Here is a 16,020-nt window from a genome sequence, read left to right on the forward strand (position 1 = left end):
TAGGGCTAGTTTACGGCAATGGAGAGGATTAAAATAATTATTAAAAATTCTTAAAACGATAATTTTTTATTATTCGTATGAGCTATAGATTTTATAGCGCTACAAAAATGAATCACTCGCTAGCGACATGCTACTTAGCGGCCACAGCGTTTGTGCGCCAGCCAATCAATTCGACATTCTTATTTTACATTCTTGTTCTACACTGTTATTGCCATAAACGTATTACATAAGCGTTAACCATCACCCCTTTGTGCTTTTACCTAAAGCAATATCTGCAAGGAGCGACAATGAAACAAAGTTCAACAAACACGATATTGATAGGTAAAGGCGATAATCCCGTTGAGCTACAACTGCGTTATGGTAATCGTCATGGCTTAATTGCAGGAGCGACAGGTACGGGTAAAACGGTCTCGCTGATGATGTTAGCTGAAAACTTTTCCCGTCAAGGTGTGCCGGTTTTTGTTACTGATATTAAAGGGGATATTTCAGGTCTAGCCGCTGCATGCAAGGTGTCAGATAAACTATTAGCCCGCGCTGATAAAATTGGTATTAGCAATTTCAGCCCCCAAGCTAATCCATGCGTTTTTTGGGACTTACTCGGCCAGCAAGGTCACCCTATTCGCACCACCGTCAGTGAAATGGGGCCAACATTATTAGCCAGAATGCTGGGGCTAAATGACATCCAAAGCAGCATTTTAGACATCGTTTTTGCCTTAGCCGATAGCCGAGGCTTATTACTGCTGGATTTAGACGACCTTAAAGCGCTTCTGACCTTGGTCTCAAAAGAGCGTAAAACCATCAGTGCTGAATACGGTTTAGTCAGTGCGCAATCATTAGCGGCGATTCAGCGATCGCTGATGAGTTTAAAGCGTGACGGTGGTGAGGTTTTCTTTGGCGAGCCCGCCCTTGAGCTAAGTGACATCATGGGCGTTGATGAGCAAAACCATGGCTTAATCAATATTCTGGCGGCAGATAAATTAGTATTAACCCCAAATTTATATGCCAGTTTTATACTATGGTTGTTATCAGAGCTATACGAAAACCTGCCTGAGGTCGGCGATGCCGACAAACCTAAGTTGGCCTTTTTTATCGATGAAGCCCATTTACTGTTTGAGGATAGCCCAGATCATCTACTTAAGCGTATCGAGCAAATTATGCGCCTAATCCGCTCTAAAGGGGTTGGGGTGTATTTTTGCTCACAATTTCCTGACGATATACCCGATGCGATATTGGGGCAATTAGGTAATCGTATTCAACATGCTTTGCGGGCTTATACACCAAGGGACCAAAAATCGGTTCGCGCCGCCGCTGAAACCTTTGTGGTAAATCCTAAACTGGATATCACCGCAGTGATTTCGAGCTTAGCCGTGGGTGAGGCCTTAGTATCAACCTTACAAGATAATGGTGTGCCCAGTATGGTTGAGCAAACGCTGATATCCCCGCCCCGCTGTCGTATGGGGCCATTAACACTGACTGAGCGTAATGCTTGTCGCGCCCAAAGCCCTATCGGCAATCATTATGATATCGCCATTAATCGCGAGTCGGCTTATGAACGCCTCAATCAACTCGAGCAACTTGAAAAAGCCCCTGATGCCAAGCCTCCTATAGAAAAAGCTGACACTAAAAAGTCTACCCCAAAAAAACCAAGCTCAACACCCCAAAAAGATAGCGAGGATGAACAAAGCAATTGGTTTAGCGAATTGCTATTTGGCACCAAGCGCCGTCAAGGTCTAGTACAGAGCTTTTCAAAACAAGCTGCACGCGCGGTGGGCAGTAAGTTTGGCAAACAAATTTTGCGGGGAATACTGGGCAGCATTAGCGGCAAAAGCGGCAAAAGCGGCAAAAGCGGCAAAAGCGGCAAAAGCGGTAAATAATTGTTCGCGGTTATATTGCTCTAGCCAGTCATTTTAACTCATCCTTGACCTGTAAATAGGAATTTTTAGCCATAACTGCCTAGAAAGATCACCTTGTGACAAGCTATATTTTTTAAATTAAATCAATAATATCTAACTTTGAAAAATTTCAGCAATCCCTTTGGTTAACTTAGTTGTAACTTCACTAATAAATGCGCTATTGTTTAGTTAATGGAGTTTTTAGAGGTGATTAAGGATGAGCCAATTTTTCACTTTACTCAATCTTAGTTTACTAGACGTCACGTTAGAATATGTCACGTTAGCTGATGCCTCTGTAATAGATAGCATTACTCAGGCCAATGCCTTTCAAACCACTTATGTTGTTATTCTTCGCTATTTTACAAGACCTTCTGACGTTATACGCGCAGCTAGCATCAAACACCTCAAGCACTTAGTGGCATATTACGCCCCTGTGCTTCCATCAGCCCTTATTAGTCACAATAACTTAATAAGGGGCGACTTATAGATATGATTAACCTGCATTTAAGAAAGTCATTATTATTTGGACTGATTGTATTTTCATTCTGTATATCAATTCTGTATCTAGATAATCGCTCAGAAGATTTTGTCATCGATAAGCAAAAACAGCTTATCAGCGAAAACTTATTTAAATTAAAAAAAGAGCATATTACTGATCTTGTTTCATCGGTGCATATCGCAGCTGAAGCAACCCTTAAGCGCGAATACCAAAAACAACAAACTAATCTACAAACGCATTCGCAACAATTCAAATTAGTACTTAATAACACCCCTGAACATCAACGCTGCCAAGTGCTACAAACTTTAGCCGCTGACGATGATGAGTTTCAATACCAATTAACACAATCAGGACAAGCTCTTTGTCAGTCATCCCATAAGCCAAGTTTACACTCCTCTAAGCCAGACAATACCTTGGCTGAAATAAGTATTAACACAGCGATTGCTGATGATATGCAAATGACACTGTCATTATTACCACCTCAAGTTATCAATGAAGCGAAAAAAAGGATCGCTGCCTTTATTAGGCTAATTAAACTGCAGAACCCAGAAACCTACGTTTGGGTAAATGAAGTGATTAATTACGCCGGTGGTGATGACTTTGCCATTAGAAAAGTTCACCCTAGCCAGCCTGAAACCGAAGGGCTGCTATTATCAACCCTCAGTCAAGACATCAAAGGTAACTACCCCTTCCAGATGGAGCTTGATGGCATTAATGCTCAAGGTGAAGTTTACTTCGAGTATTATTTCAAACGTAAAACCAATGATGAAATCGTTAAAAAACTGGCCTATGCCAAATTATATAAGCCTTTTGATTGGATTATCGCCACAGGGGTATATGTGGATGATTTAGAATTTGCAGTAGATCAAGAGATCAACAAGCTGATGGTTGAGCTCAATTTTTACAATAATCTGGTTGCCATTATCGCCATCTTTTTATCCGTGTTACTGGTTATATGTTTATACGTGATAGAAAGAAATGCCCTTAATAGTAAAGAGCGAGAGCTGGCACTAAAACACAAGCAACAAGATGTAAAAAACTACCGTCAAGTACTATCATCTATGCTTGATTTAGTGGAGCGGCGCGATAGCTACACCGCTGGTCATACGCGGCGGGTTGCACAATACTCAGTGATGATAGCTAAAGAGATGGGCTTTAGTAATGCTGAAGTGGAAATCCTCTATGAATCAGCAATCATGCATGACATAGGTAAGATATCTACACCCGATAGTATTCTACTAAAACCAGGTAAACTCACCTCGCAAGAATACAAAATTATTCAGCAGCATTTAGACAGCGGCTACAAGCTACTGGTATCGATTAAAGCCTTTAAAAAACATGCTGAAATCATCAGGTGCCATCATGAACACTATGATGGGACGGGTTACCCTCGGGGACTTAAAGGCAAACAGATCTGCCCACTTTCTCATATTCTCATTTTAGTTGACGCCTTTGATGCAATGACCTCAAAACGTATCTATAAAATGAGTAAATCGAAACAAGAAGCTATCGCAGAAATAAAGGCGCTGGCAGGTAAACAATTTTGCCCTGAAACGGTAAAAGCAGCTGTGCCAGTGCTAGAGAGTGCTAATCTAATTCCTGTTGATCATAATTATTTAAAGGATGAGTTTGAAGAAGCAAGGCTTGCCTATTATTACAAAGATTCGCTTACCGGTTTATATAACTATCGATATCTAGAGCACGTTATCACGTTAAACGAAGAGCTATTTAGCAAACATTATCATTGCTGTTACGTCATCAGTTTGTTCAATTTTGGTCAATACAATAAAACCCACGGCTGGCTCGAAGGTGATAAAAAACTTACCTTTATAGCCAACAAGTTAACTGCATTTTTGCCAGAGTCGTTAATTTTTAGAGTGTTTGGCAATGACTTTCTTATCTTAACCCTAGAGCATATAGAGCTAGATGCAAAGTCGCTAATCGCGCAACTAGAACTTGATAACCTTAATATTGAACTTGCGTTAGAGCATATCAATATTGACCAGCAGCAAATCCACAATGTAACTCAATTTACTGAGATTATTAACAAGATAGTTAATAAGAAGGCTTGCCCCAATATGCCCTAAAGTTCTGTATCAGGCTTGTAAAGCAACAGCATGAATAGAGGGTATTCATGCAATACTGTCTAACTAATAGTCACGAGATTAATCATAAAATAATCGATCAAGTAGCCAAAATGCGAAATAAAAATTAACTAAAAAATTAACTAATACTATAATGTTAACTGAGGGTTTGAGTCGTATCTCGTAGTATTAATCTAAGGAAGTCAATAATGAAATGGTTACCTGCTAAGTGGGTGTTAGATAAAGAGGCAGAACTATCATTTCAACAATCTTTAAATCAACGCTCACGCACAAATGCAGTAATGATGAGTTACATCTTAATTACGGTGTTGCTATTTTTTACCCTATCTTCATTTGCAGCCACTAATTATACTTTCGCCGACATCTTAACCCGTATTGTCAGCCTCCTAATTGCAATGGTAATGATTTTCAGTATTAAAAAATCAGCCACCTGTTACCTTGATTCGATACTGTTATTTTTTGCGGTGCTGTTTACCCTCATCAATGGTTTATTCTTTTATAGCTATGCTATTAACCATCAAGAGCTCCATGAAGGCGGCCCTATGCTGTCAGCCATTTTTATTACAGCCATTCCCATACTTCACTTAGGTCAAAAGTTCATTATTTGGCTGTTACTGGGTGTTGCTCTGCTTATAATCCAATTCAACACCGAGGTGGATATCATTTGGAGTATAAACTTCTATGTGATAACAGTTGCTATCATGACCGCGATGCAATATCAAACGGATGTACTGCTGAGAAAACAATATAAATACGAGTTAATTCAAACACAAAAAGCGCAAACTGATAAGTTAACAGGGATTCATAATCGCTATAATTTCGATAAGCAATTCTCGACTCTGTTACACAATTTAAAACAGGGGCAGTACCTTTCATTGGCGATGATCGATATTGACCACTTTAAAAAATATAATGACCGCTACGGGCATTTAATGGGCGATAAAGCCTTGGTCAGCTTTGCCCAGTTACTTTCAAACCAAGGTGCCGATATGGTGGTGCGCTTTGGTGGCGAAGAATTTATTTTGGTTTCTGTCAGTTCAAATCAAAATAAGCACTGGCTTGAAGATCTCCCCATGCAGCTTAAACGGCTCGAGATTGAGCATAGTGATTCAGCAACCGGGTTTCTGTCAGCATCCGCTGGGGTGGTAAGTGTTAGTGCCAATCAGCGTCACCTAGTTAATAAAACCAAGCTTTTAACCTTAGCCGATCGCTGTTTGTACCAAGCGAAAAAAGCCGGTAGAAACCAAGTGTGTCGCCAAAAGGTATCTTGTGAAGAATAAGACTTAAGTTAAGCTTGAGGCAAAAGTTGCAGTTGAGGCTGAGAATGAACTTGCGCTCACCGCCAGATAGCATCATTCGGATGAGTCTTTTTTATTTGCTTCTCTAGCAACCAAAATAAAGGTTAAATACATTTTAGTTGGCAGTGACAGCACCATGCCAAAAGCGACACACATCGAGCTGATGATAATTCCCTTAACGCCCATTGCGGCTACGGTATCATTAAAGTTGTGTAAATAAATCCCAAGTAAAATTAAGCAAATACCAATGGTAATACTGGTTCTAAGCAGTAGTATTAATTGTCTATTGCTCACTTAATTCTCCTCAGCTTAATGGTACACACCTTGGCATAGCACACCGACATTGTAGTCAATATATAGCTAAATTATGCCACCATTGTCAGTGAGTGTCGCGGCACAGGTTACGTTAAATATTACCAAGCAGTTAAAGAGCTTATTCTGACAAAAGATGGGTTAACCAGCTAAGCTTTTAGCTTTTATTAAAATAGCTCTCTTAAAGCCAAAAAAGGCTACCAGGCTTAGAAGATTAAATGCGTTCCAGCTAGCGCTTTAGTTGCAGCATTTTTAGTTTCTAAGCTTAAGCGCCTTGATGTGATACACAGATCGTTATACCTTGAATTTCAGACACAAAAAAGCGAACCCAAAGGTTCGCTCTTTTAATAATTACGATAAATAGGTAAACCTAAAAGCGTAATTATTTGAAGTAACGTACTGGCTAGCCAGTGACGTCGACTTTCAAATTAGATAGCAACTACGTTAGCTGCTTGTGGGCCTTTTTGACCTTGCTCTAAATCGAAAGAAACTTTTTGGCCTTCAGCTAAAGTTTTGAAACCTTCAGAAGCGATAGCACGGAAATGTACGAATACATCTGCGCCGCCATTGTCTTGAGTGATGAAGCCGAAACCTTTGTCTTCGTTAAACCATTTTACGATACCAGTAGTGTTAGACATAATGTGTCCCTTATATAATTAAGAATTAAAAAATTTATCGCGAAAATGCGATGCGCTGAGAGCTGAATTATTTAATGTGACGATGAAGCTAAGGGAAACACAGAGGAACAACGATAACGTAGAATTCTGAGGCTTTACTTTTACTTGATGTTTCATTAATAACTCTGAATGTCAGAGCGAGGTGAATCTTACATTAGTTTAAAAAATTGTAAAGGTATTATTTTATTTAAATATCAAAACAGCCAGATATCTGACCACTGACTAACAGGTATATAGCACAATTAATCGCTAATATACTTATGCTTAGCAGTAATTATAGCTCTGGCTGCTATGGTTTAGCTGTGATTGATAATAATATAGCTTGTCACTTGGCTATGACGGTTATCATGGATATTTACAGTGGATTAACTTTTTTCAACGCCCCGAAACGATCAGCATCAATCCCTTGCTTCCAATAGCCAACAGCAAAGATGTTAAGCCTTTCAAAACCAAGCTGTTGTTGTAATACGGGCTTCAAAGCGCGTATTTGACCAGCTTCTAGCCCCATAAAGACATGACTATCCTTGGGTAAGTCTTTAGCGATTAGTTGTACTTGTTGCTCAAGGGTTATTGTTGACTCATCTTCAATAAACCAATGAGTATTTTTTGAATCGTCATAATCCATCTCAATGATATCAGCACGGGTAGGCACGCTAATAATGGCCTTTAATTGGGCATCAGGATTAAATCTAGGCACGTAACCATTTATGGCATTTACAGAGGTGATATCCCCCACCAGCAAGTAACTATGGTGATTAAAGTCAGTTAATTTCATCAAACCTGGGCCCGCTATACTAATACGGTCGCCCACTTTTGCCTTTTTTGCCCAACTGGTGGCAGGACCTTGGTGACGGTTAATCACAAAATCTAACCCTAGCTGGTTAGTGTGTGGGTTAAAAAAACGAATCGTGTACGAACGCATTTTTTGCGCTTCATCGCCCGTCGATGGCAAAAACACTTTAACGTGCGCGCCTTCAAGCCCCTGCGGAAAACCTTGTAAACTGGTTCCGCTAAAGATAATTCGACGTAAATGAGACGACAGCTCAATAATCTCTGCAACCTGTACAGAGCGCAAATTGGGCTTTCTAGGCTTCATAGAGACATCCTCTTCGACTTGAAAAAAAGCTAGTAAGTTGATAAGGTCAACTATAGTTAGCATTGTTGACTAAGTCAACTAATTATCAGGACCAACCAAAAATGAGTCACTTATCCATTTCTGATGCGATTTTTAACATCGCACATTCATACCGTTTAGCCATGCGATCTTCTCTTAAGGCTAATGAAATTGGCTTAAATGCCATGCATGTTAAATGCCTTAGCTTGATTAACAACAGTCACACTTGCACCGCAAACGATATCGTTAACCTTTTAGCCAGAGATAAAGCACAAATTGCTCGGTTAATAAAAGAAATGATGGATAACCAATGGCTAACGAAAACGGCAAACCCAGAAGATAAAAGAAGTCAGATATTATCACTGACTGCAGACGGTAAAAAACTCGCTGTACTGATTGCAAAAACCCAAAACGATGTGAATCAAAAAATGCTGCGAAACCTGCCAGTTGAAGACTTGGCCACATTTACACGCATTGCTGATGCGCTCTTTAATAACCTTAATGACAATGAAGAATAAGCGGCCTTTTAGTTAGTTGCCTTTATCTTAGCCGGTTTTTAGCATGACAAGTCTCTCCTAGCACTAAGGCTTGTAAGCCGAGCGATATCAGTGCTAAATACTTGGCAGTAGCTTTGACGCGATTAGCCACAAATTTGCTATTGAAACGAATCGAATAACAGATTAAAATGCGCCCAAATTTGAGGGAGTAGCCGTTCTGTCACCACGACAGGAGGTTGTGTCAACATAATTGGTCGAAGACCATGGTGCAATCAACGCTTAGCATTAAGCGTCTGGCGAGACTCGAATGACCACACGCATATAGCTAGGGCTGGGCGTGGGTTTTTCGTGTCTTAACACAACCAGCCCTTGCAGTGCGTTATATTATGTTGTCATTATTTTTACCTTTACTTGCACTCGTTGCAGGTCTTATCGCTTTATCTGTCAGTGCCGACCGGTTGATCGCAAGTTCTGCGACTCTGGCTAAGCATTGCAAAGTCTCTATGTCCTTTATCGGTATGACTGTGGTGGCTTTTGGCACCTCAGCTCCAGAACTTCTCGTGTCCTCTATCGCAGCCCTAAATGGTGCTGGCGAACTCGCTATTGGTAATGGTATTGGCTCTAATATCGTTAATATAGGATTAGTGCTTGGCATTTGTGCTTTACTCGTGCCGTTATCCATTAAAGTCCATTTCATTCGTCGGGATTTACCTATCTTAATCGCGGCAATCTTATTTTGCGCCCTGTTAATGTCAGACGGCAATTTAGACTTCCAAGATGGCTTATTACTACTAGTAGCGTTAGCGGCATATTGTGGTTACCTAGCCTTTTTAGTGGGTAAAGGCGAAGCTGACGCAGAAGAAGTTGAGTTTTTAGGAATATCTAAAAGCCGCTCTGCTGTGGAAACGCTATTAATGCTAAGTGTGCTGTTAGCCGCCTCACAACTGATGGTTTGGGGCGCTGTAGAACTGGCTAAAGCTGCCGGGATCAGTGAGTTAATCATTGGGCTAACCGTTATTGCCTTTGGTACCAGTTTACCAGAGTTAGCAGCAGCCATTGCTGGAGTGCGCCGCGGTATGCATGACATGGTATTTGCAACTGTGATTGGTTCAAATATTTTCAATATACTTGGGGTGATTGCCTTCCCTGCGCTGTTAGGTGACAAGCAGCCATTACCAGAATTATTGGTCGCCCGTGATTACCCTATGATGCTGTTACTCACCGCTATCGTCGCTGTGGCATTTATGGTTACTTATTTTAAACAAAGAAACATCCCTGCTACTGAAAAAAGTTATACCTTTGGCCGCACTGCGGGGGCGCTGTGTTTAGTGAGCTTTAGTGGCTATATGCTTTATCTCGGCGCTGTGACAATGCAGGCCTAGTTAGCTAGGTAAATATTAACTAGGTAACCATTGGCTAGGTAAACAAAAGACAAATAACAGTGGGGTTCGAGTGCTCCACTGACCTTTACTCTTCGCTTACTTAACCTTCTCATTCCTATTCTGTATTTTCTTGATTACTGCCAAGCGCTATCAGGCTTCCAACTCTCTGCCCACATTGGTAATTGCTCAGCAGGCATTGGCCGTGCAATACCATAACCTTGCGCTAGCATGCAGCCCATAGACAATAGCTGGGTTCCATGTTCGATGGTTTCAACACCTTCAGCAATAACTTGGCGATGAAAAGCCCGCGATAAACTAATCACCCCCATCACAATGGCGCGGTCATCAATATCAATCAGCATGCCTTTGACAAAACTCCGATCAATCTTCAGTAGGTTGGCAGGTAAACGTTTAAGGTAAGTGAGTGATGAAAACCCTGTGCCAAAGTCATCAAGTGCAAAGCTGACGCCAATATTAATGCATTGCTCCATTGTCGCCAGCACTTGCCCCATATCCCCCAGCGCGCTGGTTTCTAGTATCTCAAGCTCCAATGAACTCGGTTTAATCAACGGTCGCTGCGCTAATGCTGCTGAGAGTTTGGCAGTAAAATCTTTTTGTTGTAATTGTAAGGCGTCAATATTAACGCTGACAGCAATATCAAAGCCAGCAAGGGTCCATGAATACATCTGTGAAAGCGCGGTATCAATAACCCAATATCCCAAAGTGACACTGATGGAATGATTATCAATAAAAGGAAGAAACTCCCCAGGTAATAGCAAGCCTTTCTCTGGGTGCTGCCAACGGATCAACGCCTCACAACCGATCACAGTGCCTAATTTCATATTCACTTTCGGCTGGTAATATAAAACAAACTCATCTTGCTCAATCCCCCGCTGAATATCATCAATCACCTCAAGGGTGCTTTGTAAGGATTTGTCTTTATTGACATCAAACAGGTGATAGCGGTTTTTGCCACTTTGTTTAGCTATATACATGGCCTGGTCGGCATGGCGTATCAGTTGATCTGCACTCACACCATCTTGAGGGTACAAGGTAACGCCAATACTGGCAGACACCTGCAAAATGGCTCCAGCAGCTTTAATCGGACAACTTGCTATCTCTAGCATCCGCTCTAGAACCAACTCACAATCGTGCATGCTTTCTAAATCCACCAGTAAAGCAATAAATTCATCACCACCAATACGGGCCAGAATGTCTCCATCTCGCAGAGTTTCGCTCATTAACTGCGACAAAGTAATTAGCAACTCGTCACCGACATTATGGCCATAGGTGTCATTAACGGCTTTGAATCCATCTAAATCAAGGTAAGCCACGGCTAAAAATTTTCCGCGTCTGATGCTCTGACTCATTGCATGATCCAGTCGTTCCGCCAGCATTACCCGATTGGCTAACCCTGTTAGCGGATCATAATGGGCAATGTGTTCTAGTTGTTGTTGATGGCGCTTCATTGAGGTGATATCTGAAAACAGTGCGACATAGTTTTGGGTTTGCCCCTCGGAATCTGTAACCGCACTAATGGTGATTAGCTCGGCAAATATGTCGCCATTTTTACGCTTATTCCACAGCTCGCCTGACCACTGCTTATGTTGTAATAACGATGCCCACATCCTGTTGAAGAACTCGCTGTTGTGCCTACCTGAGTTTAAAAAACGTGGGTTTCTGCCAATGACTTCTTCTCGCTCATAACCGGTAATCGCGCTAAAAGTGGCGTTAACATCAATAATAACCCCATTAATGTCGGTGATCATGATGCCCTCACGGGCATGAGTAAAAACACTGGCTGCGAGTTTGAGTTGATCTTCAATTTTTTTATTATTACTAATATCAATAACTTCAATAACTCGTGCATTACAGCCTTTATAAGTAATATTTTTTCCCTTAATGCTTAGCGGATATCGTGTTCCGTCCTTGCGAAGGCCTTCAGCTTCAAAACTATTTCTATCATCTTGATGCATTCTTATTTTTACCGTTTCAAGATACTCTTTCGCGATTAATTTCAAACCATCCATACCAATGAGCTCTGAGTAACTGAAACCAGTAATAGTGGATAAACCATTATTACACTCAAGGATACGGCCCTGATCATGGATAACAATACCGCCATAGGTTGCTTCGCTAAGAGCCCTAAAGCGCTCCTCACTTTGCTGTAAAGTCGTTTTAGCCTCTGCCAAACGTCGATTAAACAAGTGCATATAGAGAGTGATACTACTGGCTAAAACCACCAAAAAAAGCGCTATGGATAATACCGGGTAGAGCCAGTTAGGAGTTGATGTAGGGCTATCATTATAAATAAAGCCATCAAGGTGACGAATATCATTGACCACACTGGCCTTAGCAAAGGTATTTGCCATATGTTGCCAGCGATCAGAGTTCATATGCCCAATTTGGATCAAATTAGGCAGAATCAAGTTTTGCATTGCATTAGCTTCATAGAGCAAATGCTCACGGGTTTTATTAACCTGATACTTAGCCATTAATATATCGACTATTTCTTCAGGGTTGTCCATGGCATAGCGCCAACCTTTGAGGGTCGCTCGCCTCATTGCCGCAACACGTTTTGGATAATTATTTAACTCAGCTTCAGTAGTGAAAAAAATATCACTGTAAAAATCAACTCGGTAGCTTACTGGATCAATAATGTCATAGGGGACATTAGCTTGAGCAAGTACATAGGGTTCATTGGTAATATAAGAGTTAAAAGCATCCACCTTGCCCGTGATTAAATCATCAAGCTGAAAGCTGCTGGGGACGATCTCAAGCTGTGACAAGGAAATGCCTTCATTAACTAACATGGTCAAAAAGCCTGCATCTTTATCCTTATTCGCCAGCATCACTCTTCTGCCAATAAGGTCATGGGCAGAGCGTATTCCTGACTCTTTTAACGTCAACAAGATAGATGGTGAATGCTGAAAGATAGCAGCCAAAGCAATAAGTGGTTCACCTAAAAGGCGATGGTATAGCACCTCACTGTTACCTACTGCATATAAAGCATTACCCGATAACACTTCGGCTACCGGTAAGCGTTGCGGATCGCCTTCAAGCAAACGAACCTCAAGACCTTCTTCTTGATAAAAACCCTTTTCTAACGCAGCATAATAGCCGGCGAATTGAAATTGATGATGCCAACGTAACTGCAAATATACGATATCCACTGCTTTTGTTGACGCTAGTGATAACGATTCTGATATTTGGGTTATTTTGAGCTGTGCTGAGGTTTTTACAGAGCGTTCAACTAAAGGCTCAGATTTAGGCTCTGATAAGGGGGCAGATAAAGCAGCAGCGAACGAGCTAGATACGCTTACGATTAACAAAGTCACTAAGACAAATAGCACACACACAACTGCTGCACGACGCATCATCGAAGCATAGATACAATTTCTGAGCGATAATAAACCAAACCACATGCAGTAAACCTTAGCGCTAACAGTCGATAAAGGGTGCTAAATGCTGTACTTAAACCATGAATTTATTGGTACTGAGATTAAGAAATAAACGGCATTGCCATCGCAGGGAGGGGAATATAACTAAAGCTATTAGAATCTAAAAATTGCTCTTCTTCCCTGATATTAAAATCGACTTAAACCGCTAAAACTACTTTTTATCTTTGCAGCCAAAACACTGAATAATAAAAGTATAGAAGATAACAACACCTTCGCCATCAGCCAGGCTAGTTTAATCTAAAAAAGTGTCAAATAACGCCAATTTGTGGCAAGTATGTATTCAAGCTGAGTGTGAATAGCTTGGATATACTGCCAATAAAATATGCAAACCGATAAGATAACCCAGCAAAGAGTTCACCTGACTCTGAACTCTGGAAAAATAGCACTGAGCAGGTGGGCAAGTTAACACATGCCCACACACAGCTTAGCGCTCAACTCAGGCTAGTCTTGCTTCAAAAAATGCCACGGTTCTTGACCAAGCAAGTTCAGCATTTTTCTCATCATAACGGCCGGTAGAGTCATTATGAAAACCATGATTAGCATTGGGATACATGTGCATAACGTAATCGACATTGGCCGCTTTTAAATCCGCTTCATATTCTGGCCATGACGCATTAACCCGTTTATCAAGCTCACCCAATTGGATCATCAGTGGCGCCTTAATATTTGGCCGTAAGGCTTTGGCCGCTGGCGTACCATAAAATGGAACTCCGGCATCAATCAGATCGCTTTCTATCGCGGCTAAATAATTCACCATATAGCCACCAAAACAAAAACCTACTGCCCCCAGTTTACCGTTAGATTGCTGATGTGATTTTAAAAACTTAGCAGCGGCAACAAAATCATATTGAATTTTTTCACGCTCAAGGGTGCGCTGCATGGATCTGCCTTCATCGTCATTGCCAGGATAGCCACCTAGCGGAAACAAGGCATCAGGCGCAAACGCAATAAAGCCTGCTTTAGCCAGCCTGCGGGCCACATCTTTGACGTAAGGGTTTAAACCTCTATTTTCATGAATAACCAATACCACAGGGAATTTACTATCAGGGTTTTCTACAGCTTGGGTGGGTAACACTAAATAGCCTCGACCTTCGCCATGGCCTTGGGGGGACGCAAAGTTCTGATAACTGGCTTTAATGTCACTATCGTTAAATGACACTTGCTCGGCTAAGGCATAATTAGGTAATAGCGCACTGGTTAATACTGTCATGGAATAGCCCAGCGCCACTAAACCGGTTAATTTTTTCATAAAAGTACGACGGTCCATACCGCCATGGGCATATTCATCGTACCAATCAAAAGCTTCTTGTGGAATATTATTATTTTTCATATTTTACCCATATCAAATTAGCGGCGCTGGTGTATTGACTTGATTACTATTAACTCATCGCAGCATTTACCTAAACAAATGAGAATAACAATCAAAACCATTTTGACTAATTAATATGCGGTAAGCTTGCTTAAAAAGCAAACATAAAGCAGTTGATTTATTTACACTAAAACATAAGCAAATAACGGCGCGCCAATCACCATAGCAATACCGGTAAAAATCATGGTTAGGCTGGCCACAACCCCTTCCTCTTGGCCAATTTCAGCCGCCTTGGCCGCGCCCACACCATGGGCAGCGCCGCCTAAAGCTGCACCTTTTGCCAATGGGCTTTTAATTTTGGCTAATTTAAATACAGGGCCGCAAAGTAACATGCCTAGCACCCCAGTAATTAATACTAAGGTTGCAGTTAAATCAGGTGCACCGCCAAATGCGGTAGTTGCCTCAATAGCAAATGGGGTTGATACTGAACGCACCAGTAAACTGTGTGATAGCTCAGGCGGTAAATAAACAAACTGCTCAATCAGCCATGAAGATAATAATCCCACCAGCAAACCAGTAATCACCCCAATGCTAATTGTTAATGGATAACGGCCAATTAACTTACGCTCACGGTATATGGGCAGCGCAAAGGCAATAGTTGCTGGCGCAAGCAAAGCGCTAAGATAATGGTTATAAACAAAATAAGTAGGTAACGGCACTGAAAAAATCACTACCAATACCATTAAACTTGCCGGTGTTGAAATAATCGGTGACAACCACCAGTAATGGTAATGACGGTATAAAAACTTACTTGTAAAATAAGCCACTAAGGTTGCTAGCAGACAGATTAGCGCAGCGGTTTGTGATGTCATCCATGGCGATGTCATTAAGGTCAATGAGCTAAGAAACTGCATATTAAACTCCCACCGTATCTGACGTTGCCAGCGCTGCATCTGCTAACATTTTTGTTGCTCTTTTGCGACTTGCGCGGTTTCTACGGCGCTCGAATCTAAATACCCTATCGATAACAAAACCGGTGATCACTAACACTGAAATACTGCCCAGCACTAAGGTGAACATCAAACTACCCCCAAACTCTTCAAACATAGGAGCATAATGGATTGAGGCGATAACCGGAGGAATAAAAAACAGCAATAATTCACCAATTAACCACATTGCACCCACCGCGACAAACCGCTCAGGTAACCACTTAAATGCCAGCAGGCTGTACAAAAAAATCAGGCCAATCACACTACTTGGTATGGGTAACGCTAACAGCTCAACCAAGTATTGGGCGCTAAAAGCTAACCCACACAAAAAAGCCACTTGTAACAGCAAATGGGAAGTTCGTTTTACAAACAGCAGGGAGGAAGTCATAACACATCAGATTAAATTCGTTTCGATGTGGCTATTTTACCCTTGCAATAAAAATAAAAATAATGAATATTATTTACCAAATAGATAACTAATGGTT

Annotated in this window: 13 protein-coding genes; 6 read left to right on the forward strand and 7 right to left on the reverse strand. The window is 41.3% G+C overall.

All coding sequences use genetic code 11. From position 1 onward, the window contains the following. Nucleotides 1–287: 287 nt before the first annotated feature. The 4 genes from Q4557_RS03305 (at nucleotide 288) to Q4557_RS03320 (ending at nucleotide 5,776) form a co-directional block, all read left to right on the forward strand. Nucleotides 288–1,874 carry a helicase HerA-like domain-containing protein gene (locus Q4557_RS03305; RefSeq protein ID WP_368506487.1) on the forward strand — a complete coding sequence of 529 codons (1,587 nt, stop codon included), beginning with the start codon at nucleotides 288–290 and terminating at the stop codon, nucleotides 1,872–1,874. A gap of 235 nt (nucleotides 1,875–2,109) precedes the next feature. Beyond that, entirely contained in the window at nucleotides 2,110–2,379 is a 270-nt protein-coding gene (locus Q4557_RS03310) for a hypothetical protein (RefSeq protein ID WP_303410649.1), read from the forward strand. Between the two features lie 2 nt (nucleotides 2,380–2,381). Then, nucleotides 2,382–4,478 carry an HD domain-containing phosphohydrolase gene (locus tag Q4557_RS03315; RefSeq protein ID WP_303410651.1) on the forward strand — a complete coding sequence of 699 codons (2,097 nt, stop codon included), beginning with the start codon at nucleotides 2,382–2,384 and terminating at the stop codon, nucleotides 4,476–4,478. 206 nt (nucleotides 4,479–4,684) lie between these two features. Then, the gene (locus tag Q4557_RS03320; protein ID WP_102531019.1) at nucleotides 4,685–5,776 is read left to right on the forward strand and encodes a GGDEF domain-containing protein; all 1,092 of its coding nucleotides are present in this window, start codon (nucleotides 4,685–4,687) and stop codon (nucleotides 5,774–5,776) included. A gap of 72 nt (nucleotides 5,777–5,848) precedes the next feature. On the opposite strand, the gene Q4557_RS03325 is transcribed toward Q4557_RS03320, so the two are convergent. The 3 genes from Q4557_RS03325 to Q4557_RS03335 all read right to left on the reverse strand — a co-directional run bounded on the left by Q4557_RS03325 (nucleotide 5,849) and on the right by Q4557_RS03335 (nucleotide 7,879). Beyond that, nucleotides 5,849–6,088, reverse strand: coding sequence for a hypothetical protein (locus tag Q4557_RS03325; RefSeq protein WP_102477044.1), 240 nt, complete (start codon nucleotides 6,086–6,088; stop codon nucleotides 5,849–5,851). A 446-nt stretch (nucleotides 6,089–6,534) separates the two neighbouring features. Beyond that, on the reverse strand, nucleotides 6,535–6,744 hold the full coding sequence (locus tag Q4557_RS03330) for a cold-shock protein (protein WP_076539522.1): 210 nt from the start codon (nucleotides 6,742–6,744) through the stop codon (nucleotides 6,535–6,537). A gap of 394 nt (nucleotides 6,745–7,138) precedes the next feature. Beyond that, the gene (locus tag Q4557_RS03335) at nucleotides 7,139–7,879 is read right to left on the reverse strand and encodes a siderophore-interacting protein (protein WP_303410656.1); all 741 of its coding nucleotides are present in this window, start codon (nucleotides 7,877–7,879) and stop codon (nucleotides 7,139–7,141) included. A gap of 101 nt (nucleotides 7,880–7,980) precedes the next feature. On the opposite strand from Q4557_RS03335, the gene Q4557_RS03340 reads away from it, so the two are divergent. Further along, nucleotides 7,981–8,415 carry a MarR family winged helix-turn-helix transcriptional regulator gene (locus Q4557_RS03340; RefSeq protein WP_102439129.1) on the forward strand — a complete coding sequence of 145 codons (435 nt, stop codon included), beginning with the start codon at nucleotides 7,981–7,983 and terminating at the stop codon, nucleotides 8,413–8,415. Between the two features lie 365 nt (nucleotides 8,416–8,780). Continuing rightward, a complete protein-coding gene (locus Q4557_RS03345) occupies nucleotides 8,781–9,776 on the forward strand; it encodes a calcium/sodium antiporter (RefSeq protein WP_303410659.1) in 996 nt (331 codons plus the stop codon). A gap of 134 nt (nucleotides 9,777–9,910) precedes the next feature. On the opposite strand, the gene Q4557_RS03350 is transcribed toward Q4557_RS03345, so the two are convergent. The 4 genes from Q4557_RS03350 to Q4557_RS03365 all read right to left on the reverse strand — a co-directional run bounded on the left by Q4557_RS03350 (nucleotide 9,911) and on the right by Q4557_RS03365 (nucleotide 15,923). Beyond that, nucleotides 9,911–13,201 (reverse strand): EAL domain-containing protein, encoded by a 3,291-nt coding sequence (locus tag Q4557_RS03350; protein ID WP_303410660.1) that lies wholly within the window; start codon nucleotides 13,199–13,201, stop codon nucleotides 9,911–9,913. Nucleotides 13,202–13,673: 472 nt separating this feature from the next. Further along, entirely contained in the window at nucleotides 13,674–14,567 is an 894-nt protein-coding gene (locus Q4557_RS03355) for a dienelactone hydrolase family protein (protein WP_102520779.1), read from the reverse strand. A gap of 161 nt (nucleotides 14,568–14,728) precedes the next feature. After that, nucleotides 14,729–15,460, reverse strand: a complete 732-nt coding sequence (locus Q4557_RS03360; RefSeq protein ID WP_241904037.1) for an LrgB family protein — start codon at nucleotides 15,458–15,460, stop codon at nucleotides 14,729–14,731. A 1-nt stretch (nucleotide 15,461) separates the two neighbouring features. Continuing rightward, nucleotides 15,462–15,923: a CidA/LrgA family protein gene (locus tag Q4557_RS03365; RefSeq protein ID WP_303410666.1), complete on the reverse strand. Its 462-nt coding sequence runs from the start codon at nucleotides 15,921–15,923 to the stop codon at nucleotides 15,462–15,464. Nucleotides 15,924–16,020: the final 97 nt, after the last annotated feature.

It is taken from the genome of Shewanella sp. 5_MG-2023 (assembly GCF_030547465.1).
Lineage (GTDB): Bacteria > Pseudomonadota > Gammaproteobacteria > Enterobacterales > Shewanellaceae > Shewanella.

Excerpts from the sequence above, each read along its gene's own strand:
- Q4557_RS03305 (WP_368506487.1), top strand. The coding sequence starts at position 288 with ATGAAACAAAGTTCAACAAACACGATATTGATAGGTAAAGGCGATAAT.
- Q4557_RS03310 (WP_303410649.1), top strand. The coding sequence starts at position 2,110 with ATGAGCCAATTTTTCACTTTACTCAATCTTAGTTTACTAGACGTCACG.
- Q4557_RS03315 (WP_303410651.1), top strand. The coding sequence starts at position 2,382 with ATGATTAACCTGCATTTAAGAAAGTCATTATTATTTGGACTGATTGTA.
- Q4557_RS03320 (WP_102531019.1), top strand. The coding sequence starts at position 4,685 with ATGAAATGGTTACCTGCTAAGTGGGTGTTAGATAAAGAGGCAGAACTA.
- Q4557_RS03330 (WP_076539522.1), bottom strand. The coding sequence starts at position 6,744 with ATGTCTAACACTACTGGTATCGTAAAATGGTTTAACGAAGACAAAGGT.
- Q4557_RS03335 (WP_303410656.1), bottom strand. The coding sequence starts at position 7,879 with ATGAAGCCTAGAAAGCCCAATTTGCGCTCTGTACAGGTTGCAGAGATT.
- Q4557_RS03340 (WP_102439129.1), top strand. The coding sequence starts at position 7,981 with ATGAGTCACTTATCCATTTCTGATGCGATTTTTAACATCGCACATTCA.
- Q4557_RS03345 (WP_303410659.1), top strand. The coding sequence starts at position 8,781 with ATGTTGTCATTATTTTTACCTTTACTTGCACTCGTTGCAGGTCTTATC.
- Q4557_RS03350 (WP_303410660.1), bottom strand. The coding sequence starts at position 13,201 with ATGTGGTTTGGTTTATTATCGCTCAGAAATTGTATCTATGCTTCGATG.
- Q4557_RS03355 (WP_102520779.1), bottom strand. The coding sequence starts at position 14,567 with ATGAAAAATAATAATATTCCACAAGAAGCTTTTGATTGGTACGATGAA.
- Q4557_RS03360 (WP_241904037.1), bottom strand. The coding sequence starts at position 15,460 with ATGCAGTTTCTTAGCTCATTGACCTTAATGACATCGCCATGGATGACA.
- Q4557_RS03365 (WP_303410666.1), bottom strand. The coding sequence starts at position 15,923 with ATGACTTCCTCCCTGCTGTTTGTAAAACGAACTTCCCATTTGCTGTTA.